The organism is Streptomyces sp. NPDC005775, assembly GCF_042871565.1.
Lineage (GTDB): Bacteria > Actinomycetota > Actinomycetes > Streptomycetales > Streptomycetaceae > Streptomyces.
In genome coordinates this window covers 1-24,764 of the sequence record NZ_JBIAIU010000027.1, presented here as the reverse complement: position 1 = coordinate 24,764, position 24,764 = coordinate 1, and the positions used below count along the sequence as shown (strand labels likewise).

General features: G+C 72.1%; 22 protein-coding genes. 8 read left to right on the top strand and 14 right to left on the bottom strand.

Annotation, left to right across the window (positions count from 1 at the left end; translation table 11 throughout):
• Positions 1-6: 6 nt before the first annotated feature.
• The 7 genes from ACFYPA_RS36465 to ACFYPA_RS36435 all read left to right on the top strand — a co-directional run bounded on the left by ACFYPA_RS36465 (position 7) and on the right by ACFYPA_RS36435 (position 6,962).
• Complete coding sequence (locus ACFYPA_RS36465) at positions 7-1,029, top strand: hypothetical protein (protein WP_359353428.1); 1,023 nt, start codon at positions 7-9, stop codon at positions 1,027-1,029.
• Complete coding sequence (locus ACFYPA_RS36460) at positions 1,026-2,288, top strand: histidine kinase (protein ID WP_359353431.1); 1,263 nt, start codon at positions 1,026-1,028, stop codon at positions 2,286-2,288. The genes ACFYPA_RS36465 and ACFYPA_RS36460 overlap by 4 nt, the downstream gene beginning before the upstream one ends.
• Positions 2,285-2,944 carry a response regulator transcription factor gene (locus ACFYPA_RS36455; protein WP_359353433.1) on the top strand — a complete coding sequence of 220 codons (660 nt, stop codon included), beginning with the start codon at positions 2,285-2,287 and terminating at the stop codon, positions 2,942-2,944. The genes ACFYPA_RS36460 and ACFYPA_RS36455 overlap by 4 nt, the downstream gene beginning before the upstream one ends.
• Positions 2,945-3,046: 102 nt before the next feature.
• A complete protein-coding gene (locus tag ACFYPA_RS36450; RefSeq protein ID WP_389136876.1) occupies positions 3,047-4,498 on the top strand; it encodes a peptidoglycan D,D-transpeptidase FtsI family protein in 1,452 nt (483 codons plus the stop codon).
• 218 nt (positions 4,499-4,716) lie between these two features.
• Positions 4,717-5,292 carry a SigE family RNA polymerase sigma factor gene (locus ACFYPA_RS36445; RefSeq protein WP_359314863.1) on the top strand — a complete coding sequence of 192 codons (576 nt, stop codon included), beginning with the start codon at positions 4,717-4,719 and terminating at the stop codon, positions 5,290-5,292.
• The gene (locus ACFYPA_RS36440; protein ID WP_359085002.1) at positions 5,289-5,999 is read left to right on the top strand and encodes a hypothetical protein; all 711 of its coding nucleotides are present in this window, start codon (positions 5,289-5,291) and stop codon (positions 5,997-5,999) included. The genes ACFYPA_RS36445 and ACFYPA_RS36440 overlap by 4 nt, the downstream gene beginning before the upstream one ends.
• A gap of 114 nt (positions 6,000-6,113) precedes the next feature.
• Positions 6,114-6,962, top strand: coding sequence for a pectate lyase (locus ACFYPA_RS36435; protein ID WP_359353438.1), 849 nt, complete (start codon positions 6,114-6,116; stop codon positions 6,960-6,962).
• Between the two features lie 64 nt (positions 6,963-7,026).
• Here ACFYPA_RS36435 and ACFYPA_RS36430 read toward each other — a convergent pair whose 3' ends face one another.
• From ACFYPA_RS36430 to ACFYPA_RS36375, 12 genes are all read right to left on the bottom strand, one after another.
• Entirely contained in the window at positions 7,027-8,130 is a 1,104-nt protein-coding gene (locus ACFYPA_RS36430) for a pectinesterase family protein (RefSeq protein WP_359085004.1), read from the bottom strand.
• Between the two features lie 107 nt (positions 8,131-8,237).
• Positions 8,238-9,581 (bottom strand): polysaccharide lyase family 1 protein, encoded by a 1,344-nt coding sequence (locus tag ACFYPA_RS36425; protein WP_389136871.1) that lies wholly within the window; start codon positions 9,579-9,581, stop codon positions 8,238-8,240.
• Between the two features lie 61 nt (positions 9,582-9,642).
• Entirely contained in the window at positions 9,643-10,461 is an 819-nt protein-coding gene (locus ACFYPA_RS36420; RefSeq protein WP_359085007.1) for a rhamnogalacturonan acetylesterase, read from the bottom strand.
• A gap of 180 nt (positions 10,462-10,641) precedes the next feature.
• Positions 10,642-11,976, bottom strand: a complete 1,335-nt coding sequence (locus tag ACFYPA_RS36415; protein WP_359085009.1) for a sugar ABC transporter substrate-binding protein — start codon at positions 11,974-11,976, stop codon at positions 10,642-10,644.
• Between the two features lie 106 nt (positions 11,977-12,082).
• On the bottom strand, positions 12,083-13,642 hold the full coding sequence (locus ACFYPA_RS36410; protein WP_389136867.1) for a family 43 glycosylhydrolase: 1,560 nt from the start codon (positions 13,640-13,642) through the stop codon (positions 12,083-12,085).
• The gene (locus ACFYPA_RS36405; protein WP_359314842.1) at positions 13,639-14,466 is read right to left on the bottom strand and encodes a PmoA family protein; all 828 of its coding nucleotides are present in this window, start codon (positions 14,464-14,466) and stop codon (positions 13,639-13,641) included. Before ACFYPA_RS36405 ends, ACFYPA_RS36410 begins: the two co-directional genes overlap by 4 nt.
• Positions 14,463-15,641, bottom strand: coding sequence for a Gfo/Idh/MocA family oxidoreductase (locus ACFYPA_RS36400; protein WP_359314839.1), 1,179 nt, complete (start codon positions 15,639-15,641; stop codon positions 14,463-14,465). Before ACFYPA_RS36400 ends, ACFYPA_RS36405 begins: the two co-directional genes overlap by 4 nt.
• Positions 15,642-15,646: 5 nt before the next feature.
• Positions 15,647-16,567 carry a carbohydrate ABC transporter permease gene (locus ACFYPA_RS36395; RefSeq protein WP_359085016.1) on the bottom strand — a complete coding sequence of 307 codons (921 nt, stop codon included), beginning with the start codon at positions 16,565-16,567 and terminating at the stop codon, positions 15,647-15,649.
• The gene (locus ACFYPA_RS36390; RefSeq protein ID WP_359314836.1) at positions 16,564-17,493 is read right to left on the bottom strand and encodes a sugar ABC transporter permease; all 930 of its coding nucleotides are present in this window, start codon (positions 17,491-17,493) and stop codon (positions 16,564-16,566) included. Before ACFYPA_RS36390 ends, ACFYPA_RS36395 begins: the two co-directional genes overlap by 4 nt.
• A 172-nt stretch (positions 17,494-17,665) precedes the next feature.
• Entirely contained in the window at positions 17,666-19,393 is a 1,728-nt protein-coding gene (gene araD / locus ACFYPA_RS36385; RefSeq protein WP_359085020.1) for an L-arabinonate dehydratase, read from the bottom strand.
• On the bottom strand, positions 19,390-20,292 hold the full coding sequence (locus ACFYPA_RS36380; RefSeq protein WP_359085021.1) for a dihydrodipicolinate synthase family protein: 903 nt from the start codon (positions 20,290-20,292) through the stop codon (positions 19,390-19,392). Before ACFYPA_RS36380 ends, araD begins: the two co-directional genes overlap by 4 nt.
• 32 nt (positions 20,293-20,324) lie before the next feature.
• Positions 20,325-20,981, bottom strand: coding sequence for a GntR family transcriptional regulator (locus tag ACFYPA_RS36375; protein ID WP_359314833.1), 657 nt, complete (start codon positions 20,979-20,981; stop codon positions 20,325-20,327).
• Between the two features lie 257 nt (positions 20,982-21,238).
• On the opposite strand from ACFYPA_RS36375, the gene ACFYPA_RS36370 reads away from it, so the two are divergent.
• On the top strand, positions 21,239-22,456 hold the full coding sequence (locus tag ACFYPA_RS36370; RefSeq protein WP_359314830.1) for an MFS transporter: 1,218 nt from the start codon (positions 21,239-21,241) through the stop codon (positions 22,454-22,456).
• Here the strand turns inward: ACFYPA_RS36370 and ACFYPA_RS36365 are convergent.
• Together ACFYPA_RS36365 and ACFYPA_RS36360 are read right to left on the bottom strand one after the other, a co-directional pair.
• Positions 22,439-23,617 (bottom strand): hypothetical protein, encoded by a 1,179-nt coding sequence (locus tag ACFYPA_RS36365; RefSeq protein WP_359314827.1) that lies wholly within the window; start codon positions 23,615-23,617, stop codon positions 22,439-22,441. The two genes, ACFYPA_RS36370 and ACFYPA_RS36365, sit on opposite strands and share 18 nt — an antisense overlap.
• Positions 23,614-24,555, bottom strand: coding sequence for a 5-dehydro-4-deoxyglucarate dehydratase (locus tag ACFYPA_RS36360; RefSeq protein ID WP_359085025.1), 942 nt, complete (start codon positions 24,553-24,555; stop codon positions 23,614-23,616). Before ACFYPA_RS36360 ends, ACFYPA_RS36365 begins: the two co-directional genes overlap by 4 nt.
• Positions 24,556-24,764: the final 209 nt, after the last annotated feature.

Here is a 24,764-nt window from a genome sequence, read left to right as displayed (position 1 = left end):
GGTGCCATGACACGGACACCTCTCGCAACGGCTCCCGCGCCGGAAGCCGCCGCCCCGGTCACCGACCGCCTGCGCACCGCGCTGCGCAGCGTCGCGATCCTCTCCTGCCTGCCCTACATCGTCCTCAAGACCGCCTGGATCTCGGGCAGTCACCTCGGCATCCCGGCCGGCAGCTCGCTGCTCGACCACCGCGCCACGATGGCTGTCGCGAACGTCGCGTCGGTCCTGATGGACAGCGCGGTCGTGGTCATCGCCCTGCTGCTCACCCAGGCCTGGGGCCGGCGCGTACCCGCCTGGCTGCTCGCTCTGCCGATGTGGGTGGCGACCGGCCTGCTGCTGCCGATCATGACCGGCTACCCGCTCCAGCTGCTGGTCCAGGCCCTGGGCGGGAAGACCGTCAACAAGGGCGATGCCGGCCGCCCGTTCCTCGACGAGTGGGTCTTCGGCGTCGTCTACACCGGCTTCATCATCCAGGGACTGGCCCTCGGTACCCTGTTCGCGCTGTACGCCAGGGACCGCTGGGGCCACCTCTGGCAGGGCACCCTGCGCGAACTGCCGGACAGCCCCACCGCTCCCGCGCTGCGGGCCTCCGCCGTCGCCGCCTCGCTGATCGCCCTGGTGCCCGGCGTCCTGCACCTGCTGTGGGCCGCAGGCTCGACGGCCGGTCTCAACGAGGGCCGGATCGAGGAGCGCACCAGCGGCTCCGCGGTGCTCGAGGCGGTCTTCGCCCTCTTCGTCACCGCCGCCGTCGCCGGCATCCTGCTCCTCGCCCTCCGCCGGAACTCCGCCCTGCCCCTGTGGGTACCGCTCGCCCTGGCCTGGGGCGGCTCCGGAGCGACAGCCTGCTGGGGCGGCTGGATGAGCATCGCCTCGCTGAGCGACATCGACGACATCGCCGATCAGCCCACCGCCGCCATGGTGCTGATCTACGCTGTGCAGATGCTGGTCGGGACACTCGTGATGACCCTGGGCGCGTACTTCCTGGTGGAGCGCTCGGCCGTGAGCGGGCCGGCGGGCCGCCGGGCGTGAGACCGCTGCTCGGGCGGCGGGCCCGGCAGCGCTGGCTGCACCTCATCATCGGCGGCGCCCTGCTGATGCCGTACTTCCTGGTCGGCACGGTGATCGTCGGCCTGTACCGCACCGACGTCAATGTCTTCAGCTCGCCGGCCAACCAACTGATCGCGTTCGCCTACGCACTGCCGATGGCCGCGGTCACCGCACTCGTCCCGCTCGCCCGGCCCCTCTCGGTGGCCGCCGCCCGCGCCCTGTGCGGTCTGCCGCCGGAGCGGCCGCTCGCGGAGGGGCCCGCCAGGACCCGGCAGGCACGCGTCCGTTCGTCGGCCTGGTTCACCCTGCACGTGGGGCTCGGCGGCGTCATCAGCGGCATGACGCTGTCGCTGGTCCCGTTCGCCGTCGGTGTCATGGGGCTGCCGTTCTTCGCGGCCGTGCGGGGCTCCCCCGTGCTGGACCTGCCCGCGGCGCTGGACCGCACGTGGGTCCTGGCCCTGGCACCCCTCGCCGGGATCGCCATGCTGGTGGCCCTGGCCGGCTGCGCGGCGGCGGCCGGGGCGCTGCTGGCGAACCGGGCGCCGGTACTGCTCGGCCCGACCCCGGACGACCGGCTGGCCGCCGCCGAACGCCGCGCGGCGGAACTGGCCGTCCGCAACCGGCTGGCCCGCGAACTGCACGACTCGGTCGGCCACGCGCTCAGCGCCGTCACCCTCCAGGCGGGGGCGGCCCGCCGGGTCCTGGACAGCGACCCGGAGTTCGTCCGGGCCGCGCTCACCGCCATCGAGGAGACGACCCGGCGCACGGTCGGCGAACTCGATACCGTGCTGGGCCTGTTGCGCCGGGACGACCGCGACGGGGCCGGGGCACCGGACGCGCCGTCCGGCCCGGGGCTCGACGCGCTGGACGGGCTGCTCGCACACTGCGGCCTGCCCGTCGCGCACACGGCCGACGGCGATCCGGGCGCCGTCCCCGGGCCGGTGTCCCGCGAGGCCTACCGCATCGTGCAGGAAGGACTGAGCAACGCGCTGCGGCACGGCGGGCGCGGGGCGCCGGTGCGGCTGCGGGTCACGGTGGGCACCGGCGAGCTGGACATCGTCCTGGACAGTCCCCTGCCGGAGCGGCCGGCGGTGGCGCGGCCCGGCGGCGGCCGCGGACTGCGCGGTATCGCCGAGCGCGCCGTCCTGCTCGGTGGCCGTACCGAGGCCGGACCGCACGAGGGCGGGTGGCGGCTGGCCGTCCGCCTCCCCCTGCACACCCCCGCACAGGAGCAGCGATGAGCACACCGGTCCGGATCGTCCTCGCCGACGACGAACGCATGGTCCGCACCGCCCTGCGGGTCATCCTGGACGCCGAGACCGGTCTGGAGGTGGTCGGTGAGGCGTCGACGGGCGCCGAGGCCGTCTCCGTGGTGCGCGCACTGCGCCCCGACGTGGTGCTGATGGATGTGCGGATGCCGGAGATCGACGGGATCCGGGCCACGGAGCAGATCCTGGCCACGCTCGACCCGGCCCCCCGCATCGTCGTCGTCACCACCTTCGAGAACGACTCCTACGTGTACGACGCGCTGCGCGCCGGGGCGGCCGGTTTCCTCCTCAAGCGGGCGGCGGCCGAGGACCTGGTGCAGGCGGTGCGGCTGGTCGCCCGCAGCGACTCGCTGCTCTTCCCCGCCGCGGTACGGGGTCTGGCCGCCGCGTACGGAAAGCGCCGGCCGTCCGCCGCGCCGCCGTGGGCCGCCAGGCTCACCGACCGGGAGGCGGACGTGCTGCGGCTGATGGCGAGCGGCCTCACCAACGCGGAGATCGCCGGCCGGTTGCGGGTGGGCCCGGCGACGGCGAAGAGCCATGTGGCGGCCGTCCTCGCGAAGACCGGCGCCCGGGACCGCACCCAGGCGGTCATCGCGGCGTACGAGTCGGGGTTCATCACTCCGGGCTGACCCGGCGGGCACGGCCGCGTAAATGAGGAAGCAGATGAGGAATGGGTGAGAAGCGGCACAGACGGGAACACGGTGCGGTCTCCCGCTCGTCCCTCCAGCGGGATGAACAAGACGATCAGGCGCGCCTCGGTCTTCTGCCTGCTGCTGGTCCTCGCCCTGCTGGGCCGGGCGACCTGGGTGCAGGCGTACCAGGCCCGGGCGCTCGCAGACGACGACCACAACCGGCGGAACACCATCGCGCAGTACGCGCAGCCGCTCGGGAACATCATCGTGGCCGGCTCCCCGGTCACCGGATCGAAGAGGACGGAGGGCGGCGACCTCGCGTACAAGCGCACCTACGAGGACGGGGATCTCTACGCGGCCGTCACGGGCTACAGCTCGCAGGCCTGCGGCTCCACCCAGCTCGAAGGGATCTACGACGAGGTGCTGGACGGCACCGACACCCGTCTCCAGAATCCGCTGGACGCGCTGACCGGCAAGCGGAGCGCGCCCGGTGATGTGGTGACGACGATCGACCCGCAGGTGCAGAAGGCGGCGTCCGAAGCGCTCGGCGACGACAAGGGCGCGGCCGTCGCGATCGACCCGAGGAGCGGCCAAATCCTGGGAATGGTCTCCTCCCCGTCCTACGACCCCTCCGACATCAGCGGGACGACGGACGGCGACACCTGGCAGAAGCTGCTCGACGACCCGGACAAGCCGCTGGTCAACCGCGCGATGAGGCAGCCACTGGCGCCGGGCTCGACGTTCAAGCTGGTGGTGGCGTCGGCCGCGCTGGAGAACGGGCTGTACGACTCGGTCGACGAGCCCACGAAGAGCCCCGTCCCGTACACGCTGCCCGGAACCAGCACCGTCCTGAAGAACGAGAGCGCCACCGCGCCCTGCGAGAACGCGACGCTGCGCGTGGCGCTCCAGTACTCCTGCAACAACGTCTTCGGCAAGGTCGCCGCCGACCTCGGCCAGGACAAGGTGCGGGCGATGGCGGAGAAGTTCGGCTTCAACACCGAGAAGCTCGACGTGCCGGTCCGGGCCTCGAAGAGTGTCTACCCGTCCACGATGGACAAGGCGCAGACGGCGCTCAGCGGCATCGGCCAGTTCGAGGTCACCGCGACACCGCTCCAGATGGCGATGGTCTCCGCGGCCCTCGCCAACGACGGCGAGCTGGCCGCACCGCACATGGTCTCCGAGGTGACGGACGCGAAGGGCGGCACGCTGGAGGACTTCGAGGACGGTGACACGAAGCGGATCGTGTCCTCGTCCACGGCCGAGCAGCTGCGCAGCGCGATGGTGACCGTCGTGGAGGAGGGCACCGGCACCAACGCCCGCATCGACGGGGCCGAGGTGGGCGGCAAGACGGGCACCGCGGAGAACGGCGTGGACAACAGCAACACCCCGTACGCGTGGTTCACCTCGTACGCGAAGGACGACTCCAATGGCCAGGAGGTCGCCGTCGCCGTGATCGTGGAGGACTCGGGTTCGGCGGCGTCGGAGGTCAGCGGCAACGGACTCGCGGCCCCGATCGCCCGGAAGATGATGAAGGCCGCGCTCCAGCGGTAGTCGGCAGACGGCCGACGGCGACGTCCCGGCATCCCGCATCAGGGGCGCCGGGACGTTCGCCGTGTACCGGGCTGCTTCCCTTTGTTACGTACCCACGTCGAAGCGCTTCCGTCAGGCGCTGGTACGCTCTCGCCCCGCCACCCACGGTGGGCGGCGACTGGGAACGTACACAACCCGGCCACGCGAACACCGGGTTCGAGCGCAGGGACGAGGTAGCTGTGGGCACATCCATCGATCGCGCGGATACCGCTGCCGCCGAGTTCCACGAGTTCTTCGAGGCCCATTACGCCGAACTCGCTCGGCTGGCCCATCTGCTGACCGGTGAGGCCGACGCCGCGGACGATCTGGCGGCCGACGCCCTGCTGGCGCTCTGGCACCGCTGGGACCGGGTGAGGGACGCCGACCATCCGGTGGCGTACGCGCGCGGCGTCGTCGCCAACATGGCGAGGACCCGGATCCGTGGCGCGGTGCGTGAGCGGCGCAGGATCGCGCTGTTCTGGGCGCCGCGCGGCGGCGCGGACGCGGTCGACGATCCGGACGTGCCGGCGGTGGTCGACGTACAAGGGGCGCTGCGCAGGCTGCCGTTCCGTAAGCGCGCCTGCGTGGTGCTGCGGCACGCCTTCGACCTCTCGGAGCGGGACACCTCACTGGTGCTCGGGATCTCGGTGGGTACGGTGAAGAGCCAGACCTCGCGTGCCGTCGCGGAACTGCAGCGGATGCTGGGACCGGAGACATCCGCCGCCGCGCGGGTACAGGCGGCCGTCGTGGCGCGGCCCAGCGGAGGAGACCGGTGAAGGACGAGGAGCTGTCCGTGCGGCTGCGGGAGGCCGCCGAGGCACACCGCCCCGACCGGGAGCGGATGCTGGCCCGGGTGGAGCGCGGCATGGCCGGGGGCCGTCCGCCGGCCCGGGTGGTGCGCCCGCGGCGTGCCCCGGCGCCATGGCTGCGGGTCGCGGGTGCGACAGCCGCGGTCTGCGGGGTGCTGGCGTTCGGCGCGGTCGCCGTCACCTCCGCCGGCGAGGACGGGGCGCAGGGGACACGCGTGGCCGCGCCCCCTCCCGCCCCGTCCGTGACGCCGCCCGCGGCCCTCGGCCCGCTGCGCACCGAGGACGGGCCACTGTGGACGGACGGGGTCGTGGACCCGCACTCCAACGCGTACTGGGCGCAGAGCAATGTGACGCTGCGGACGACCGAGCCGCTGTCCTCGCTCACCGTGGAGCTGCGGATCGCCCTCACCGGCGGAGTGACGAGCACCGGGTCCTGGCGCTCGTTGCCCGCGAAGGACTTCACCGTGTCGGTGACGGAGGACGGCGGCCATCTCGTCTACCGGTGGGCGCTGCGGGCGGGCAGGACCGTGCCCCCCGGTACCCACACGTTCGCCGGGCAGTACAACCACGCGGAGGGCGCCCGGGACGCGACGGGCGACTACCTCACCGCCCACGCGGTCGGCACCACGGGGGAACGGTCCTCGGTGGGCGCCTCCTTCGGCCCGGACCACTGACCTGCCGGCCGGCCGGCCGCAAAGAAGACGGCGGCACCCGGCAACCCCTGCCCCCTTCGGTGGCGACCAAGGAGCGCAACACTCCCCCCCACCACCGAGGAACGGGACACCGACATGAAGAATCGAGTCGCACCGCGGGGCAGCCACGCACGGCGCTCCGGCCGCCGCCGCATGATCGCCGCTTCGGCCACGGCACTCACCCTCACCGGCGCCGCGCTCACCACCGGACTGCTGGTCCAGTCGGCCGGAGCGGCCCCCGCCGCCGCGGCGGCCGCCGCGTGGCCGACGCCGTCGGGTTCGCAGGCCGTCTCGGCGACCATCAAGGTCTCGGGGACGTACGACGGCAAGCTGAAGCGCTTCTACGGAAGCGGGGACCTGGGGGACGGCGGCCAGGACGAGGGCCAGGACCCGATCTTCGAACTGGCCGACGGGGCGGTCCTGAAGAACGTCGTCGTGGGCTCGCCGGCCGCCGACGGCATCCACTGCAAGGGCAGTTGCACGATCCAGAACGTGTGGTGGGAGGACGTCGGCGAGGACGCGGCGTCCTTCAAGGGCACCTCGTCGGGCGCCACGTACAAGGTGACCGGTGGCGGCGCCAGGAAGGCCGACGACAAGGTCTTCCAGTTCAACGGCGCGGGCACGCTGACCGTCAGCGGGTTCCAGGTCTCGGACTTCGGCAAGCTCGTGCGCTCCTGCGGCAACTGCTCCAAGCAGTACAAGCGCACGATCGCGGTCAGCGACATCGATGTGACGGCGCCCGGCAAGGCCCTGGTCGGGATCAACACCAACTACGGCGACACCGCGACGCTGAAGTCGGTCCGGATCCACGGCGACAGCGGCAAGAAGATCAAGCCGTGCGTCCGCTACACGGGCAACGACGACGGTGACGAGCCGAAGGAGACCGGCAGCGGGCCGGACGGCACGTACTGCAAGTACAGCAGCTCGGACATCAGCTACAACTGAGCCAAGGTGCGGGGAGCCCCGCCGGACCGGTCCGGCGGGGCTCCCGTCATGCGGTGGCGCCTCCTCACACGTAGGGACGCCAGTCGCCGAGCCAGGCGGCCGGGGTGTGCAGGCGTGCCTGGGACGCCGTCAGCCGGGGCCGGTTGGCGGGCACGGTGACGCGCGCGCCGGGGCCCGTGTTGCGGTACTCGGCGAACCGCTGCTCCTGCCAGGGGAAGCCCGCGGCCATGGTCCCGTAGGGCTCGTCGGTGTCGATGCCGGCGCCGAGGTGGCTGTCGCGGACGGTCAGCATCGGGTGGGCGGTGAGGTCGGAGGAGGGCACCCAGGGGCGGGCCAGCTTGAAGTACCCGTCCGGCGCGGTACTGGTGACGCGGGAGCGCAGCACGAGGTAGCCGTGCGGGTTGGCTCCGGCGGTACTGGGTGCGAAGACGAATCCGTACGGCTCCGCCGCCAGGTCGGTGCGGGTCAGGGTGCGGAAGTGGCAGCGGTCGAGGACGGCGGTGGCGCGGCCGAAGACGAAGTCGACGTCTCCTTCGACGTAGCAGTCGCGGTAGTACTGGCGGGCGAAGGCGGTGAGGGCGAGGGAGTCGGCGTACAGGGTGTCCTGGTGCCCCAGGAAGCGGCAGCCGTAGAAGGCCGAACGGTCGCCCTGCACCTTGATGGCGACGGCCTGGGTGCCGGTGTACTCGGGGTGGTCGGCGCGGAGCCAGTCGTTGGCGAAGGTCAGGGCGTGTGCGGTGAGACCGGCGGGCCGGGCGGTGACGGTCGCCGATCCGCTGGTGCCGTACGTCCCCGAACCGTCGGGCCGGGGGGTGCCGTTGGCGTTGGCATACACGATGACGGTGTCGTGCGGGTCGCCGCTCGCGCCGATGAGGGTGAGGCCGGTCCGGTCGGCCGGGATGTCGACCGTCTCGCGGTAGGTGCCGGGGGCGATCACCAGGGTGCGGCCGGTGCCGGTCGCGGCGTCCACGGCGGCCTGGACGGTGGTGTGGTCGCCCCTGCCGTGTGCGTCGACGTACAGCGTCGCGGCGTCGAGGCGCCGGGACGGTGAGCCGTAGCGGCCGAAGGGGCGGCGCCGGCCGTGGGCGTGCGCGGTGGGGGCCGCGCCGAGAACGAGGGCGGCGCTGCCGCCGGCGAGCAGGGTCAGGGCGCTGCGTCTGCTGGGCATGGCGGTACTTCCTTACGTACGCGGGGGCGCGACGGGCCGGGCGGGACCCCCGCCGGTGCCGGGAAGGCACCGGCGGGGAGACCCGCCCGTACGGGGGCGGCCGGTGGTCAGGCGCCGGGAATCCGGCCGGCGCCGGCCGTGAGGCCGACGATCAGCGGCACGAGCAGCGGGTGGTCGACCCTGGTGCGCAGGGTCGGCGTCCAGCCGGCGCCGGCGGTGAGCTGCTCCGCGGGGACGCCCGCGTTGTGGACGGCGATGAGGTCGGTCCGGCGGCCGTTGACGTAGTTGTCCGCGGCGGTGAGCGAGGACTCGGACCACTTCTTGAGGATCTTCGCCTGGTCGAACCCGGCGCCGAGGCTGAACGCGTTGTGCTCGGCGACGAGCTGGGACTTCGCGCCGATGCCGTACGTGTAGCCGTAGACGCTGCCCCTGGTGGCGACGAAGTGGTTGTTGTACGAGTCGACCTGTCCGAAGCGGACGCGGGGTGCGCGCTCGTTCACGTCCTTGAAGAGATTGTGGTGCAGGGTGACGCGGAGCTTGCCGGCGTCGGTCGCGCCGGCCCCGTCGCTGTTGCCGATGAGCATCGTCTTGTCGTGGTCCTTGAGGACGTTGTACGAGACGGTGACGAGGTCGGCGCCCTTGACGATGTCGAACAGCCCGTCGTGCTGCTGGTACAGCTCGTCGAAGTAACGCGGCTGGCCGGCGTCGGGGCGGTCCCCGTCGCTGAACGTGTTGTGGTCGACCCAGACGTGGTCGGAGCCGTAGACGACGAGGTTGTCGTACTCGGAGTTCCAGTGGCCGGTGTCGCCGTCCGTCGGGTCCCACTGGGGGAAGCAGTCGTAGGTGTCCTCGAACGAGATGTTGCGGACGATGACGTTGGAGACGTTCTGGATCTGGAGACTGGCCCCGATGACCGTCGCGTCCTTGCCGACGCCCACCAGCGTGGTGTTGGACGGGACGTAGACGTTCACCGCGGCCTTCTGCAGCTTGGCCGAGGCGAGCCGGGCGTCCTCCAGCGGGCCGGACGGGACCTCGGTACGGCCCCAGGTGGCCGGGTCGTAGGCGGCGAGGTACTTGTCCAGCGTGTAGCCGTCGGTCTGGTACGCCTCGCAGTCGATCGGGGTGCCCGCGACGTCGGAGTTCCCGTGGACCGTGCCGTCGATCTTGATGATCTTCGGCGCGTCGCCCGCGTCCTCGAAGGCGGCGATGAGTTCGGCCCGGTTGCTCACGGTGTAGATGTGGTCGGGGGTGGCGGCGGCGCCGCCGGTGGTGGAGCCCTCGGCGGCGGCCCAGCCGTCGCCCTTGGCGAGGACGGCGCGGTCGATGCCCTGGTGGTGGCCGGCTCCGCCCGGGTGCCCGGTCGCCTGGGCGGGGACGGACACGGCGAGCGCCAGTGAGGCGCAGCCCATCACCAAGGCAATGGCGCGGGCATGACAGATGCGTGCGGGCATGGCGGATCCTTCGGTGGTGAGGTGAGGTGAGAAGAGGAGGAACGGGTGGGGCGGCCGGGGGTCAGGCCTGCGGCCAGGTGATCCATTCGAGCGGGATCGCGGAATCGGTGCGCCTTACGTCGCGCGGGGCGAGCACCCGCCCGGCCACGAGGGCCCGGGCGACGAGCCGCGCGACCTCGACGGCGCCGCGGGGCTGGAAGTGCGTGTTGTCCGCCCGCCCGTCGGGGTAGTTGGGCGACTCGCCCGGCTCCAGCCAGTTGAAGTACCCGAGCGTGCCGTCGGGGCCGAGTTCCTGCCAGCGCGCGAGCGTGAGCGCCTGGAGGTCGAGAAGGGGTACGCGCTCCTCGGCCGCCAGCGCGCGCATCGCGGCGGGGTAGTCGCCGTGCGTGGGTTTCGCCGTGCCGTCGGCGGCGAAGCGGCGGCGCTCCACCGGCGTGAGCAGGACCGGCCGCGCCCGGCGGGACCGTGCCCCGTGCACGTACTGGCGCAGGCAGTCCTGGTAGGTGGTGTACGGGTCGGTGCCGCGGGCCGGGTCGTCGGTCTTCTCGTCGTTGTGCCCGAACTGGATCAGCACGAGGTCGCCCCCGCGGACCTCCTCCAGCAGGGCGGCGAGCCGGCCCTCGTCGATGAAGCTCTTCGAACTGCGGCCGTTCATGGCGTGGTTGGCGACCCTCAGGGTGCGGCCGAGGAAGAAGGGCAGGGCCATGCCCCAGCCGGTCTCGGGTGCCGCGTCGGCGTACTTCTGCGCCGCCGTCGAGTCCCCGGCGATGTGCAGGGTGCGGGGGCGCGGGCGGTCGTGCGCCGCCGCGGCGGTGCCGGTGGCGAGCGCCAGGGGCAGCGCGGCGAGGGCGGCCGCGGTCTGCCTGCGGGTGAGTGACACGGTGGATCTGCCTCTCTCATGGATGCGTAGCGGTGCGTACGGGGGACGTACGGCGGTACGGAGTACAGGAGGAGAAGTGCAGGGGCGGAGGGGACCGGCGGCGGGACGCGACCCGAGCCGCCGCCGGTCCCCGGTCACCGGGGTGTCGGCCTGGGGAGCCTTCGTGTGGATCGGGCAGGATCAGCCGTTGCCGATCTCCTTCCACTCCTTCTGCGCCTTGTTCAGCTCGTCCGCCATCTTGTCCAGGAAGCCCTTGGCCGTGACCTTGCCGAGCAGGAGCTTCTGGAACTCCGGCTCGTTGTCCGCCTTGCTGATGTTGTTCCAGTCCGGCAGGTAGTACGGCAGCTGCACGATCTTCGTGGAGCCGTCGGTGAGGGCCTTCGCGGCGAGCTCGGTCGACTCGGTGGCGCTGATCCACGGGTCCTTGGCGGCCTCGGTGTTGGCCGGGATGGCGCCCGCGGACTCGTTCCACTTGCTGTTCGACTCGTGCGAGGCGGCGAACTCGATGAACTTCCAGGCCGCCGTCTTGTTCTTGCTCGACCGGAACAGGCCGAGCCCGTCGACCGGGTTGGAGACCTGGACCCGGGTGCCGCCGTCACCGATCGGGTTCGGTATGCCGGCGAACTTCTCCTCGCCCAGGGCCTTCAGGTGGTCCTGGTAGGAGCCGAGGTTGTGGCTCAGCATGCCGATGGTGCCGGTGTCGAACTGGGCGACCATCTTGGTGAAGTCGTTGTTGACGTCGGCGGCGGGCGTGGCCTTCTTGTACAGCGCCACGTACTTCTCCACCGCGGCGACGTTCTTCGGGTCGTTGAGCGTCGTCTTGTCGCCGCTCCAGAACTCGGTGATGCCGGACTGGCCGTACGCGGCGTCGATCGCCTGGGCGATGGAGCCGGCGCCGCCGCGGATGGTGTATCCGAACTTGTTGTCCTTGGAGTCGGTGAGCTTCTCGGCCGCCTTGTAGAAGTTGGCCCAGGTGGTGGGCGCTTCGAGGTTCGCGGACTTGAACAGGTCGGTGCGGTACCAGAGAGCGCCGTTGTTGGCGGAGGTCGGTACGGAGTACATGTCGTCGCCCCGGCCGCCCGCGGTCTTGACTCCGGCGACCATGCTCTCGACGAGCTTGCCGTTCAGGGAGGATTCCTTGATCCGGTCGTTCAGCGGGTCGAGGGCCTCCTGCGAGACCATGTTGGCGAGGTAGGCGGTGCCGACGCCGCCGACGTCCGGCAGTCCGCCGCCCGCGATGGCCGTGTCGTACTTGGACTGCACGTCGGCGATCGGGATCGGGACGTACTTGACCTTGATGTCCGGGTACTTCTTCTCGAAGTCCTTGATGATCTCGGTCCAGATGGCGGTGCGTGGACCACCGTTGTTGTCCCAGAAGGTGATCTCGCCCTTGCCGCTGCCTTCGGTGCCGCTGCCGCTGCCGTCGTCACCGCAGGCGGTCGCGGCCAGCGCGAGCACCGCGACAAGGGAGACAGCGGCCGTGGCACGCCCCCGCTGCGTCTTCGAGATGTTCATGATCGGCTCTTCTCTCTCGGTTCTCTCGGTCCGTGCGCATGAGTGGGGGGTTCGGTGGTCCGGTGCCGGCCGGCCGTCGTCCTGGCGACGGCCCGTCCGGTACGGGTCAGGGGGTGGTGCGGAATCCGGTGAAGCAAGCCGTCCCGGCCGGCCCCGTTCCGGGCGGTGCGGTGGCGAACAGGCCGAGCAGGGCGCCGACCCAGCGCCACGGGGTGGCGGCGAAGACCTGGCCCGAGGGCCGGAACCCGGCCCCGTCCCCGGTGTCGGCGAAGAAGCGGCAGCGGGCGCCGGGGGTGACCTCGATCCGCAGCCGGGCCGTGCCGCCGGGGGCCGCCCTGCCGCGTTCGGCGTCGCGTTCGTGCTCGGCGACCGTCTCGGCGTACCGGTGCACGAGCCGTATCCCGTCCGTCCCGTCCGCCGGCCGCTCCAGACCGATCCAGCTGAACGCGTCCCCGAGCACCGCGAGACCGGCCTTGGCCCCCGCCACCTCGCTGCCGAGGGCGATTTCCGCCTCGACGGTGAACGTCTCGGCGGGCAGCCGCTGGACCAGCACGTTGGGCAGCGCCCGCAGATCGTGCGCGTACGCGGTCCGTACGCAGCTGAGCCGCAGCCCGTCCCCGCCGTGCTCGACGGTCCAGCCGGGGCGGGGGTTGGCGGTCCACTGCCACTGTCTGCCGTAGCGGCCGCCCGGGAAGCTGTCGCCGCTGGCCGGCGCCGCCGCGGACTGCTCGGGCGCGACCGGTTTGGCGTGTACGCGGACGGGCTCGCCCCCGTCGCCGATGACCGGCCAGCCGCCGTCCGCCTCGTCCCAGCGCATCGGCTGGAGGTGGACCACCCGCCCGTACGCCCCGCGTTCCTGGAAGTGCAGGAACCAGTCCTCGCCGGCCGGGGTCGTGACCCAGCCGCCCTGGTGCGGGCCGTTGACCTCGGTACGGCCCTGGGAGAGGACGACGCGTTCCTCGTAGGGCCCGAAGAAGTCCCGGGAGCGGAAGGCGCCCTGCCAGCCGGTACTCACCCCGCCGGCCGGGGCGAGGATCCAGAACTCGCCGTCCCGCCGGTAGAGCTTGGGGCCCTCCAGGGTGAACCAGCCGGGGATCGTGTCGGCGTCGATCAGGGTCTTGCCCTCGTCGAGCAGCTCCCGTCCGTCGGGGCTCATCCGGTGGCCGGTGAGCCGGTTCTTGATGCCGGAGCGCGACTTCGCCCAGGCGTGCACGAGGTAGGCCTCACCGGTCTCCTCGTCCCAGAGCGGGCAGGCGTCGATCAGTCCCTTGCCCGCCTTGACCAGGTGGGGCGCGCTCCACGGACCGCGGATGTCCTCGGCGTTGATCTGCTGGACGCCGTGGTCGGGGTCGCCCCAGAAGATCCAGAACCGTCCGGCGTGGTGCCGCAGCGACGGCGCCCACACCCCGCAGTCGTGGCGGGGCACGGCGAAGTCCGCGGCCGGCTCCAGCCGGTCCAGGGCGTGACCGATGAGGGTCCAGTTGACGAGGTCGCGCGAGTGCAGCAGCGGCAGTCCGGGGACCCGGCCGAAGCTGGACGCCGTGAGGTAGAAGTCCTCGCCGACCCGCACCACGTCGGGGTCGGACCAGTCGGCGTTCAGCACCGGGTTGCGGTAGGTGCCGTCACCGAGGTCGGCGGTCCAGGGGCGCTCCGCGGGGGCGCTCACGCGGTCACCGCCCGGCGGACGTGGGCGGCGGCCGCGTCCCGGTCGAGCCGGCCGTCCGCGATGACGGTGACGACCCGGCGCACGATCGTCGCGCCCGCGGGGACGGGGAGCCGGTGGTCGGCGGCGAGGGAGGAGCCGACGCCCGGGTACTCGGTGGTCCGCACGAACCACGGATCCCGGCGGGTCTCCTCGGTCGCCCCGGCGAAGACCAGGGTCCAGCCGTCGCCGCTCATGGCCACCCAGTCGGCGGCCTTCCCGTGCACCGCCTCCTCGCCCTCGGCGGACCCGGTGAACACGTCGGGCGCCGAGGCCTCCTTGGGGGCCCGCCAGAAGAAGCCGCCGTATCCGGCGCCGGGCCGCCCGTTGGTGGCGGGGCTGCCGATCGACAGGTCCTTGGTGCCCCGGTTGGTGAGCGAGAAGGAGAAGTCCAGCGCCCAGGCGGTGGCGGAGAGTTCGGCGGTGGCGACCGTGCGGTGCTCCCGCAGCAGCTCCCTCTCGCCGGCCTCCCAGCTGAGCTCCTCGACGAATCCGTCCGGGTCGCGGAGCTTCCAGCCGAGGTGGCGCTGGACGCCGTGGTTGTCGAGCACGGTGGGGCCCTGGCCCCGTACGAAGGTGCGGCCGCCCCAGAAGTTGTGCCCGGCGACGTCCGGGACGGCGACGGAGGTGCCCAGGTGGTGGATGTGGTCGGCCGGGCGCTCCTCGGTGACGGGGGTGCCGGCGAGGGTGGTGACCGGGTGGAGGTGGGGGCGGCCGTCGGGGGCGGGGAGGTAGGTGTAGCGGCCGACCGGGCGGCCGGCGCAGCTCAGGGTCGCGGTGGTCGTCACGGTGAACGCACCTCCATGGGGAGCGCCCAGGGGGCGCCGAGTTCGGAGAAGAGCGTGAGGGTGTCGGCGCCCGCGGCGACCAGGTGGTCGATCCCGCGCACCACCCGGCGGGGGGCCGCGGAGGCGGTCGCGGGCACGGTGTACCAGGCGTCGGCCGGCAGGGCGCGCGGCTCGGCGGCGGTCCGTACGGCCTCGACGACCTCCATGAACGCCCCGGTGCGGTGCGGTGGTACGAGCAGGGCGGCGTCCCGCACCAGGTGGTCGACGAGGTTCTCCAGGAGGTCGGTCCGTCCGTGCACCGCCTCCTCGGGGCCGTGTCCGGCGCGCTGGACGAGGACGCGGTCCTGCTTGTACCAGAAGGTGATCCGGCCGCGGTCGCCGTGGACGATCACGTAGGGTTCCCCCGCCTCTTCCGCGCAGAGGGTGACGGCGGCGGTGACCGGCATGCCTGCCGTGGTGGTGATGCGTACGCAGGAGGTGTCGTCGGCCTCGATGTCGTGGGCGCGGAAGAGCTCGGTCTCGACCGCGGCGATGTCCTCCGCCCTTCCGCTGTCGGCGAGTTCGAGCGCCGTGGCGACGGCGTGGGCGAGCGGGTTGGTCAGGACCCCGTCGACGACGTCGGTGTCACCGATCCGGCGCCGCCCGGCCCAGGGCGCGCGCCGGTAGTAGGCCTCGTCCCGGACCCAGGCGCCCGCGGCCCCGTAGCCCTGGACGGTGCCGATGGCGCCGGTGCGCACGAGCTCGCGGATGGCGGGCACGGCGTGCGAGCCGAAGGACTGGAAACCCACCTGGCAGGCGATACCGGCCTGCCGTACCCCGGCCAGGATGCGTGCGAAGTCGGCCCGGGTCGCGGCGGGCGGCTTCTCCAGCAGCAGGTGGACGCCTCGTCCGGCGGCGGTCAGTGCCAGTTCGGCGTGGGTCTGGATCGGGGTGCAGATGACGGCGGCGCGGGCCCCGGTGGAGTCCAGGAGCGCACCGAAGTCGGCCGACTGCTCGGGGAGTTCGCCGGCGAACGCCCGCAGTTCACCGTCGTCGAGCGGATTCAGTTCACAGACTCCGGCGAGCCGGACGAGGCCCTGGTGCTGGAGGCGGCGGATGTTGGCGAGGTGCCAGCGGCCGTGGCCGCGGGCGCCCGCGAGAACGAGGGGAACGGGTGTGCTGGGTATCGACGGCATGTCCGTCACCCCTTCACTGCGCCGGCACTGAAGCCGGTGATGAGCCACTTCTGGATGAAGGCGAAGACGATCACCACGGGGACCGCGGCGATCACTCCGCCGGCGGCGAGCGCGCCCAGGTCGACGCTGTCCGCGCCGATGAGGGTGTTCAGGCCGACCGGGATCGTCTGCTTGTCCTGCTCGCTGAGGAACATCAGGGCGAACAGGAAGTGGTTCCAGCTGTGCACGAAGGCGAAGGAGCCGACCGCGATGAGGCCCGGCCGCAACAGCGGCAGCACCACCGCGCAGAAGGCCCGGAAGCGCGAGCAGCCGTCCACCCACGCCGCCTCCTCCAGGGAGACCGGCACGTTCTTGATGAATCCACTGATCAGGATGATGGAGAGCGGCAGCTGGAACACCGTCTCGGCGATGACCACGCTCCCCAGCGAGTTGATCATCTGGAGGTTCTTGAAGATCTCGAAGAGCGGTACGAGCATCAGCGCGCCCGGGATGAACTGCGAGCAGAGCAGCGCCAGCATGAAGCCGTTCTTGATCCTGAAGTTGAAGCGGGCCAGGGCGTAGCCGCCGGCCAGCGCGACGAGCGTCGTGCAGACCAGGGTGCAGACCCCGACGATCATGCTGTTCTGGAAGAAGACGGCGAAGCTGCGCTCGTTCCAGACCTTGGAGAAGTGCTCCCCGGTCATCGGCCAGGGCACCAGCGAGGTGGAGCCCGCGGGGCGCACGGCGAACAGGAACATCCAGTAGAACGGGATGAGGGTGAAGACGAGGTAGATGCCCAGCGGTACGTAGATCTGCCAGCGCGGTACGTCGTCGAAGGCGCGTTCCCGGCCGGGCTTGGCCCGGCGGCGGGCGGAAGGGGGGCCGCTGTCCGGAGCGGACGGTCGCGCGGCGTCGGTGCCGTTCTTCTCGGCCAGTGCGGCAGTCACTTGTGGTCGCCTCCGAATTTGCTCAGGCGCAGATAGACGATCGAGCAGAAGAGGAGGATCACGAAGGCGACGGTGGTGAGCGCGGAGGCGTACCCGAAGTCGTGGCCCTCGATGCCGGTGTTGGCGACGTAGAGCGGCAGGGTGGTGGTCTCGCCGGCCGGTCCGCCGCCGGTGAGGGTGTAGAGGAGGTCGACGTTGTTGAACTCCCAGACCCCGCGCAGCAGCGTGGACAGGATGATCGCGTCCCTCAGGTGGGGCAGGGTGATGTGGAAGAACTGGCGCAGCCGTCCGGCGCCGTCCACGGACGCCGCCTCGTACAGCTCCTTGGAGACGGACTGGAGGTCGGCGAGGATGAGGATGGCGAAGAAGGGGACTCCGCGCCAGAGTTCGGCGACGGTCGCGGCCCAGAAGACGGTGCCGGTGTCGGAGAGCACCGAGGTGCCGTAGTCGCCGATCCCGGCGTCCGCGAGGTAGCGGCTGAATCCGGTCGAGGAGTTGTAGAGCAGGATCCAGATGGTGCTGGTCAGCACGCCGGAGACGGCCCACGGCGAGAAGACCATGGCGCGGGAGATCCCGCGGCCGATGAAGCTCTGGTTGACGATCAGGGCGAGCGCGAGCCCGAGGGTGAGCTGGAGCGCGACCTGGACGACCACCCACTGGGCGCTGAAGCCCAGCGTCGTCCAGAACTGGTCGTCGTCGGTGAAGATCCGGGTGAAGTTGTCGAAGCCCGCGAAGCCGTTCCGCCACGGCTTGGTGACGTTGTAGTTCTGCAGGCTGTAGTAGAAGACGCTGATCACCGGGTAGGCGATGAAGCCGAGCATCAGCAGCCCCGCGGGGGCGATCAGCAGATACGGCAGTCGGCGGGGGCTCGCGGAGCGGCGCCTGGGCACCTTGGGCGGTGTGGCCACAGCGGAGGCTTGGGCCATGACACGTCTCCGTTCTCTCTCAGGTACGGGATGCACGGTGGTACGGGTGCACGGGGGTGCGGGGTGCACCGTGGTGCGGGGAGGTGCGGTGATGCATGTAGTGCGCAAGCGCTTGCCGCATGTCGTTCGATATGCCGAACGGGGACGGTGCGCCCGAATTCCGCTGGGCCGTTCAGCCGGCGTAGGGGTCGGGGACTTCTCCCGGCCGGGCCAGGAAGGCGAAGTCGCAGCCGGTGTCGGCCTGGGTGATCTGGTCGTGGTACAGCGCCCCGTAGCCGCGCTCGTACCGGGTGGCCGGCGGCGTCCACTCGGCCCTGCGCCGTGCCAACTCCTCCTCGGTGACGTCGAGATGGAGCAGGCGCGCCTCGACGTCCAGCGTGATCGGATCGCCGGTGCGCACGAGCGCGAGGGGCCCGCCGACGTACGACTCGGGGGCGATGTGCAGGACACAGGCGCCGTAACTGGTGCCGCTCATCCGGGCGTCGGAGATCCGCACCATGTCGCGTACGCCCTGCTTCAGCAGGTAGTCGGGGATCGGCAGCATGCCGTACTCGGGCATCCCGGGACCGCCCTTGGGTCCGGCGTTGCGGAGCACCAGCACATGCTCCGGGGTGAGGGCCAGGGCCGGGTCGTTGATGGTGCGCTGCATCTCCTTGTAGTCGTCGAAGACGACCGCGGGACCGGTGTGGCGCAGCAGGTGCGGCTCGGCGGCGATGTGCTTGATGACCGCCCCGTCCGGGCAGAGGTTGCCGCGCAGCACCGCCACGCCGCCCTCCTCGGCCAGGGGGTTGTCGCGTTCGCGGATGACGTCGCTGTTGTGCACGAGGGCGCCGTCGAGCTGTTCGCGCAGGGTGTCGTGCGCGACCGTGGGCCGGTCCAGGTGCAGTACGTCGGTGAGCCGGGCGAGGAACCCGGGCAGTCCGCCGGCGAAGTGGAAGTCCTCCATGAGGTACTTCCCCCCGGGCCGCAGGTTGGCCAGCACGGGCACGGTGCGGGCGATGCGGTCGAAGTCGTCCAGCGTGAGCTTGATGCCGGAGCGGCCCGCCATGGCGATCAGGTGGATGACGGCGTTGGTGGAGCCGCCGAGCGCGAGGACGGTGGCGACGGCGTCCTCGTACGCCTCCGCGGTGAGGATCGACGACAGCTTCCGCTGCTGCCACACCAGTTCGACGATCCGGAGACCCGACTGCGCGGCCATCCGGTCGTGGCCGGAGTCGACGGCCGGGATGGAGGAGGCGCCGGGGACGGTGACGCCGAGCGCCTCGGCGGCGGCGGTGAGGGTGGAGGCGGTGCCCATCGTCATGCAGTGGCCGGGCGAGCGGGCGAGCCCGTTCTCCAGTTCGTCCATCTCGCAGTCACCGATGAGTCCGGCCCGCTTGTCGTCCCAGTACTTCCACATGTCGGTGCCGGAGCCGAGGACCTCGTTGCGCCAGTGCCCCGGCAGCATCGGCCCGGCCGGCACGAAGACGGCCGGCAGGTCGACGGAGGCTGCGCCCATCAGCAGCGCGGGCGTCGACTTGTCGCAGCCGCCCATCAGCACCGCGCCGTCGACGGGGTAGGAGCGCAGCAGCTCCTCCGTCTCCATCGCCAGCATGTTGCGGTAGAGCATCGGGGTCGGCTTCTGGAACGTCTCCGAGAGGGTGGAGACCGGGAACTCGAGCGGGAAGCCGCCGGCCTGCCAGACACCGCGCTTGACCGCCTGGGCACGGTCGCGCAGATGGACGTGGCAGGGGTTGATGTCGGACCAGGTGTTCAGGATCGCGATGACCGGCTTGCCGAGGTGCTCCTCGGGGAGGTAGCCCAGCTGGCGGGTGCGGGCCCGGTGGCTGAAGGAGCGCAGCCCGTCGGTGCCGTACCACTGGTGGCTGCGCAGCTCCTCGGGGGTGATGCGGCCGGTCATATGGACCACCTGGCGATCTGGTCGGCGACCTCGGCGCGCTGGGCCTCGGGCAGCACCCGGCTGGGCGGGCGCACGTCACGGCTGCACAGGCCGAGCGAGGCGAGCGCCTCCTTGACGACGGTCACGTTGTTGGCGGACTGCCGGTCGGCGCGCAGCTCCTCGAAGCGGCGGATCTGCTCCCAGACCTTCATGGCGGCCGGGTGGTCACCGGCCCGCAGCGCCTCCAGCATGGCCAGCGAGACGCCGGGGGCGATGTTGACGAGGCCGGAGGTGAAGCCGGTGGCGCCCGCGGAGAAGTAGGCCGGGGCGTACAGCTCGGCGAGGCCCGCGACCCAGACGAACCGGTCCAGGCCCGCGTCCCGGGCGAAGGCGGCGAAGCGCGCCGCGTCCGGGACGGCGTACTTGACGCCGATGACGTTCGGGCAGCTGTCGGCGAGGACCGCCAGGCACGCGCCGTCGAGGTGCGGGTTGCGGATGTAGGGGACGACGCCCAGGCCGGGGACGGCCTCGGCGATGGCCCGGTGGTAGTCGATCCAGCCGTCCTGCGAGACGTACGGGTGGACGGGCTGGTGCACCATCACCATCTCGGCGCCGGCGTCACGGGCGTGCTCGGCGGCGGCGACGGCGGTCGGCACGTCGTGCCCGACGCCGACCAGGATCGTGGCCCGGCCGCCGGCCTCCTCGATGGTCAGCTCGGTGACGGTGCGCCGCTCCTCGGGGGTGAGCGCGTAGAACTCCCCGGTGTTGCCGTTCGGGGTGAGGATGCGCACGCCGCCGTCGAGCATCCTTCGCAGCAGGGCGCGGTGCGCCGCCGTGTCGATGGTGCCGTCCCCGGCGAACGGGGTCACCGGGATCGCCACGACATCTGCGAGGGCCGCCTTCAGCGGTGTGAGGTCCATGCGGACAGGCCTTTCGTCGGTGTGCTGCTGGTTCACGCCGCGCCGCCCCCGTCCACGTCGTCGGGGAAGGCGCGGCGCACGAACGACGCGATGTGGTCGTGCAGAGCCCCGGCCGCCGCTTCCGCGTCGTCGGCGAGCGCGAGCCGCAGGATCTCCCGGTGCTCGGCCGCCTCCCGCTCCCACGACGGGATCGTCGACCACGCGACCGTCGACACGAGCGCCGCCTGGTCGCGGACCTCGTCGAGCATCCGGGCCAGCAGGGGGTTGCCGCAGGGCAGGTAGAGCGCCCGGTGGAAGTCCCGGTTGGCGAGCGACCTGTCGGCCTTGTCGCCCGCCGAGTCGGCGCGCTCCAGGGCCTCCTGGGCTTCGTCCAGCGAGGCCCTGCGGGTGATGGAGCGGCGCAGCGCCTCCGGTTCGAGCAGCAGCCGCACGTCGTACACCTCCCGGGCCATGGTCGCGTCGACCAGCCGCACGATGGCGCCCTTGTACTGGCTCATGACGACCAGGCCGGTCCCGGCGAGCGTCTTGAGCGCCTCACGGACGGGGGTCTTGGACACCCCGAACTGTGCGGCGAGTTCGGTCTCGACGAGCGCCTGCCCTGGTCTCAGCTGCGCCGTGAGGATCGCGTGCTTGATCGCCTCCAGCACGTACTGGGTGCGGGACGGAATCGGGGTGGGCGCAAAGGTCATGAGTGAAGGGCTCTCGCATCTCGCGTATCGCGTCTCATATATGACGTACGAAGTACGACGCGATGAAGCTAGAGGCGCCAGGAATGTTTCGTCAACGCTTCCGGCAGAAGAATTTCATCGGACTACGACGTGTGCCCTACACCGATCCCGGGGCCCGCCCGGCCCCGCCGCACGGCCTACGGCATCTTCCCGATGCCCCCGGGCGGCCTTACCGGAGAGCCTGATCGCTCAACGGACGTGCAGGTCAGGGAGGTTTGATGGGTGGGGCGGCGACGTGGCGGGTACTGCGGGACCGGACGGCCGGGCTGTTCCTCGCGGCGGTCGTGGTGTCCGGTTTCGGCAGTTCCGCGATGTCGCTGGCGTCGGGTATCTGGGTCAAGTCCCTGACGGGTTCGGACAGTCTGGCGGCGCTGGCGCTCTTCACCGTCTGGCTGCCGGTGCTCTTCGGGCCGCTCCTCGGGGCGGTGGCCGACCGGCTGCCCAGGAAGCCTCTGCTGGTCGGGTCGAACGTCCTCATGGCCGTGCTGCTGACCACGCTGACCGCGGTGGATTCGGCGGGGCGGGTCTGGATCCTGTTCGCGGTGCTCCTGGTCTACGGGACCGGCTACGTCGTGATGGACGCGGCCGAGTCGGCCGTGGTCGCCCAGGCCGTGGACGCCCGCCTGCTGGGCGACTTCAACGGCCTGCGGATGATGGCGAACGAGGGCATGAAGCTGCTGGCCCCGCTCACCGGCGCGGCGCTGTACACACGCTTCGGCGGCGGCGCGGTGGCCCTGCTCGACGCGGCCTCGTTCGCCCTGGCCGCCGGGATCTACGGGCTGCTGCGAGTGCGCGGGCGGGCGCCGGCCAACGGCCGCGCACCCGGCCGCTCCTCCGGGATGGGACAGGTGTGGGGGTCGCCGGTGCTGCGGCCGCTGGTGCTCGCCGGATCGCTCACGATGCTGTGCGCCGGGCTCAACGGGGCGACGCTGTACGCCGTCGTGGACGGGGTTCTCGACCGCTCCCCCGCGTACGCCGGACTGCTCTCGGCGGCGCAGGGCGTCGGGTCCCTCACGATCGGGCTGCTGGCCGGACCACTGCTGCGAAGGCTGCCGGAGCGGGTCTTCACGGCGGCGGGCATCGCCGTGTTCGCCGTGGCGGTGGGCCTGCGGGCGCTGCCGTACGACGCGATGGCACTGCTGGCGTGCGGGCTGATCGGGGCGGGCCTGCCGTGCGTGCTGATCGCCGCGATGACGGCGGTGCAGCGGGAGACGCCGGACGCCCTGCTGGGCCGTACGTCCGCGTCCGCGGGCACGCTGATGTTCGCGCCCAACGCGGTGGCGCTGGCGCTGGGCGCGGGGCTGGTCGCACTGGTGGACGTACAGGTGCTGCTGCCACTGGTGGGCGCGGTCGCCCTGCTGACGGCCGCATGGCTGCTCACGGGCCGGCGGGGGAAGGCCCCCGCCGGCCCGCGGGTGTCAGCGACCGAGACGTGAGAGCGCCCCGGTGACCGCTTCGAGGTCCGGCCCCGAGGCCAGGCCCGCGTGATACAGGCGGAGTTGGTTCGCGCCGAGCGAGGCCGCGTGGGCGGCGTCGCGCTCCAGGGTGCCGGGACTGCCCCCCATCCCCCGCACCACGGTGAGGTTCGCCGCGAGGACGCCCGCGCGTCCGGCGAACGGCCCGAGCACCGCCTCGCGCGCCGCGTCCTGGCCGGTGCACGGCAGCACCACACCGTCAGCCACGGACAGGATGTGCTCCGGGTCGACGCCCACGTTGGCCCCACAGCGGTACGGCGCCGGGTCGGCGTGCAGCAGCACCTGGAAGCCGGGGGCCGCGGCCGCTCGCACCGCGGCGACGACCGACTCCTGCATCCCGCGGGCCACCCCGGTGCGCCACCGGAGGGTGGCCGTCGCGAGATCCGCCCCGAGCAGCTTCTCCACGCCGCCCCAGCCCGCTTCCGGCGTACCAGCACCGGCCCACACCGGCTCCAGCGCCGCTCGTACGGCGAGGCGCAACTCCTCGGCCTCCACCCCCTGGTCGCCGTATCCGGCCCGGCAGCCCGGGCAGAAGCACAGCGACATCAGGTACTGCGCCGCGTCGCCGAGACCGACGCCCCCGACCTTGTCGTGGGCGTGCAGGTGCGCGAAGCCGTACCAGCCGCAGGACTCCAGCTCGGTGCCACGCGCCCCGTCCCGCACCGCCGCCTCGGCGGCCAGGTCCACCAGATACGCGCGGACCGCGGGCTGCGCGATGCACGGGGCCCACGGGTAGCGGTCCCCGTAGGCGTTGACCACGGAGGTCTCCGGATGCTCCGCGCCCAGCCGGGAGCTGTGCGCGAGCACGACCCAGCTGTGCACCTCCAGCCCGGCGCCGGCCAGGGCCTCCGCGGCCTCGGCGTAGGCGTCGTCCGAGTCCACCCAGGACTGCGTGTACGGCCGCAGCACCCGCCCCGCCCACCGGTCGGCGTCCGGCGGGTAGAGCACCGCGGCGTACTCCGCGGTCACGATGCGGCGATCGGGGTGGCGCGGGGTCAGCGCCCGGGTGGAGTGGTAGGCGGCGGCGAGCGTCACCTGCCGGACGCCAAGATCCGCGACGCGGGCGGCCGCGCCGGGGTCCCCGACGACGTCCCAGGGGTACAGGAAGGCCGAGGTCTTCACCCGCGCTCCAGCAGCGCACGGCCGGCGGCGATGATCTCCGTCAGCTCCTTGACGTGCGCGGCCGGCGGCTCGGTGAGCGGGCTGCGCACCTCGCCGACGTCCAGGCCCTGGAGGCGGACGGCCGCCTTGACCAGCGAGACGGCATAGCCGCGGCCCTTGGCGCGCAGCTCGACGAGCGGCCGGTAGAAGTGGTCGAGCAGCGCGTTGACGCGTGCGTCGTCGCCCGCTTCCAGCGCGCGGTAGAAGGCCAGCGCGATGTCGGGCGCGAAGGCGAACACGGCGGACGAGTAGAGCGTGACGCCGATGCCGCGGTAGGCGAGGCCGGTGAGCTCGGCGGTGGGCAGTCCGTTGAAGTACAGGAAGTCCTGTCCGGGCAGTTCGGTACGGACGGCGCTGACGATGCGCTGCATCAGATCCAGGTCGCCGTAGCCGTCCTTGAGACCGATGATGCCGGGCGTCCGCGCCAGCGCGACCACGGTCCCGGGGGTGAAGACGGCGTTGTCGCGCTGGTAGACGATCGTCTCCAGACCGGTGGCCGAGGCCAGCGCCGCGTAGTGGGCCAGCAGCCCCTCCTGGTCGGCGACGACCAGGTACGGCGGCATGGCGAGGAGCCCGTCCGCGCCCGCCTCCTCGGCGAGCTTCGCGAACTGGACCGCCAGGGCGGTGCCGTATCCGGCGCCCGCCACGACGGGCACCGCGCCGGCGGTCTCCTCGACGGCAGCGGCGACGACGAGACGGAACTCCTCCGGCGTCAGGGCGTGGAACTCGCCCGTGCCGCAGCAGGCGAAGACGGCCGCCGCTCCGGCGTCGATGCCCTTGCGCACGTGCGCGCGAAAGGTGTCGAGGTCGACGGAGCCGTCCGGCCCGTAGGCGGTGACGGGGAAGAAGAGCGGCCCGGCGACAGCGGTGAGTCGGGCGGCAAGGGGGACTGAGGTCACGGGCGCTCCCTGGGGCGTGCACGTTTCTGATTGACGTCCATATTTATGAACGCCACGCTAGAGCAGTGGCCCAACGGGGTCAAGGTGGGGGTGGCGGTTGCCCGACCCCCGGGCGCGGGGTTCCGTCCTCAATCGCCGGACGGGCTTTTGTGCGGGTTCCCCGCGGGGTGCGCCGCTGCCCGGTGGGTGGGGGCGGTGCCCCTCCGGGG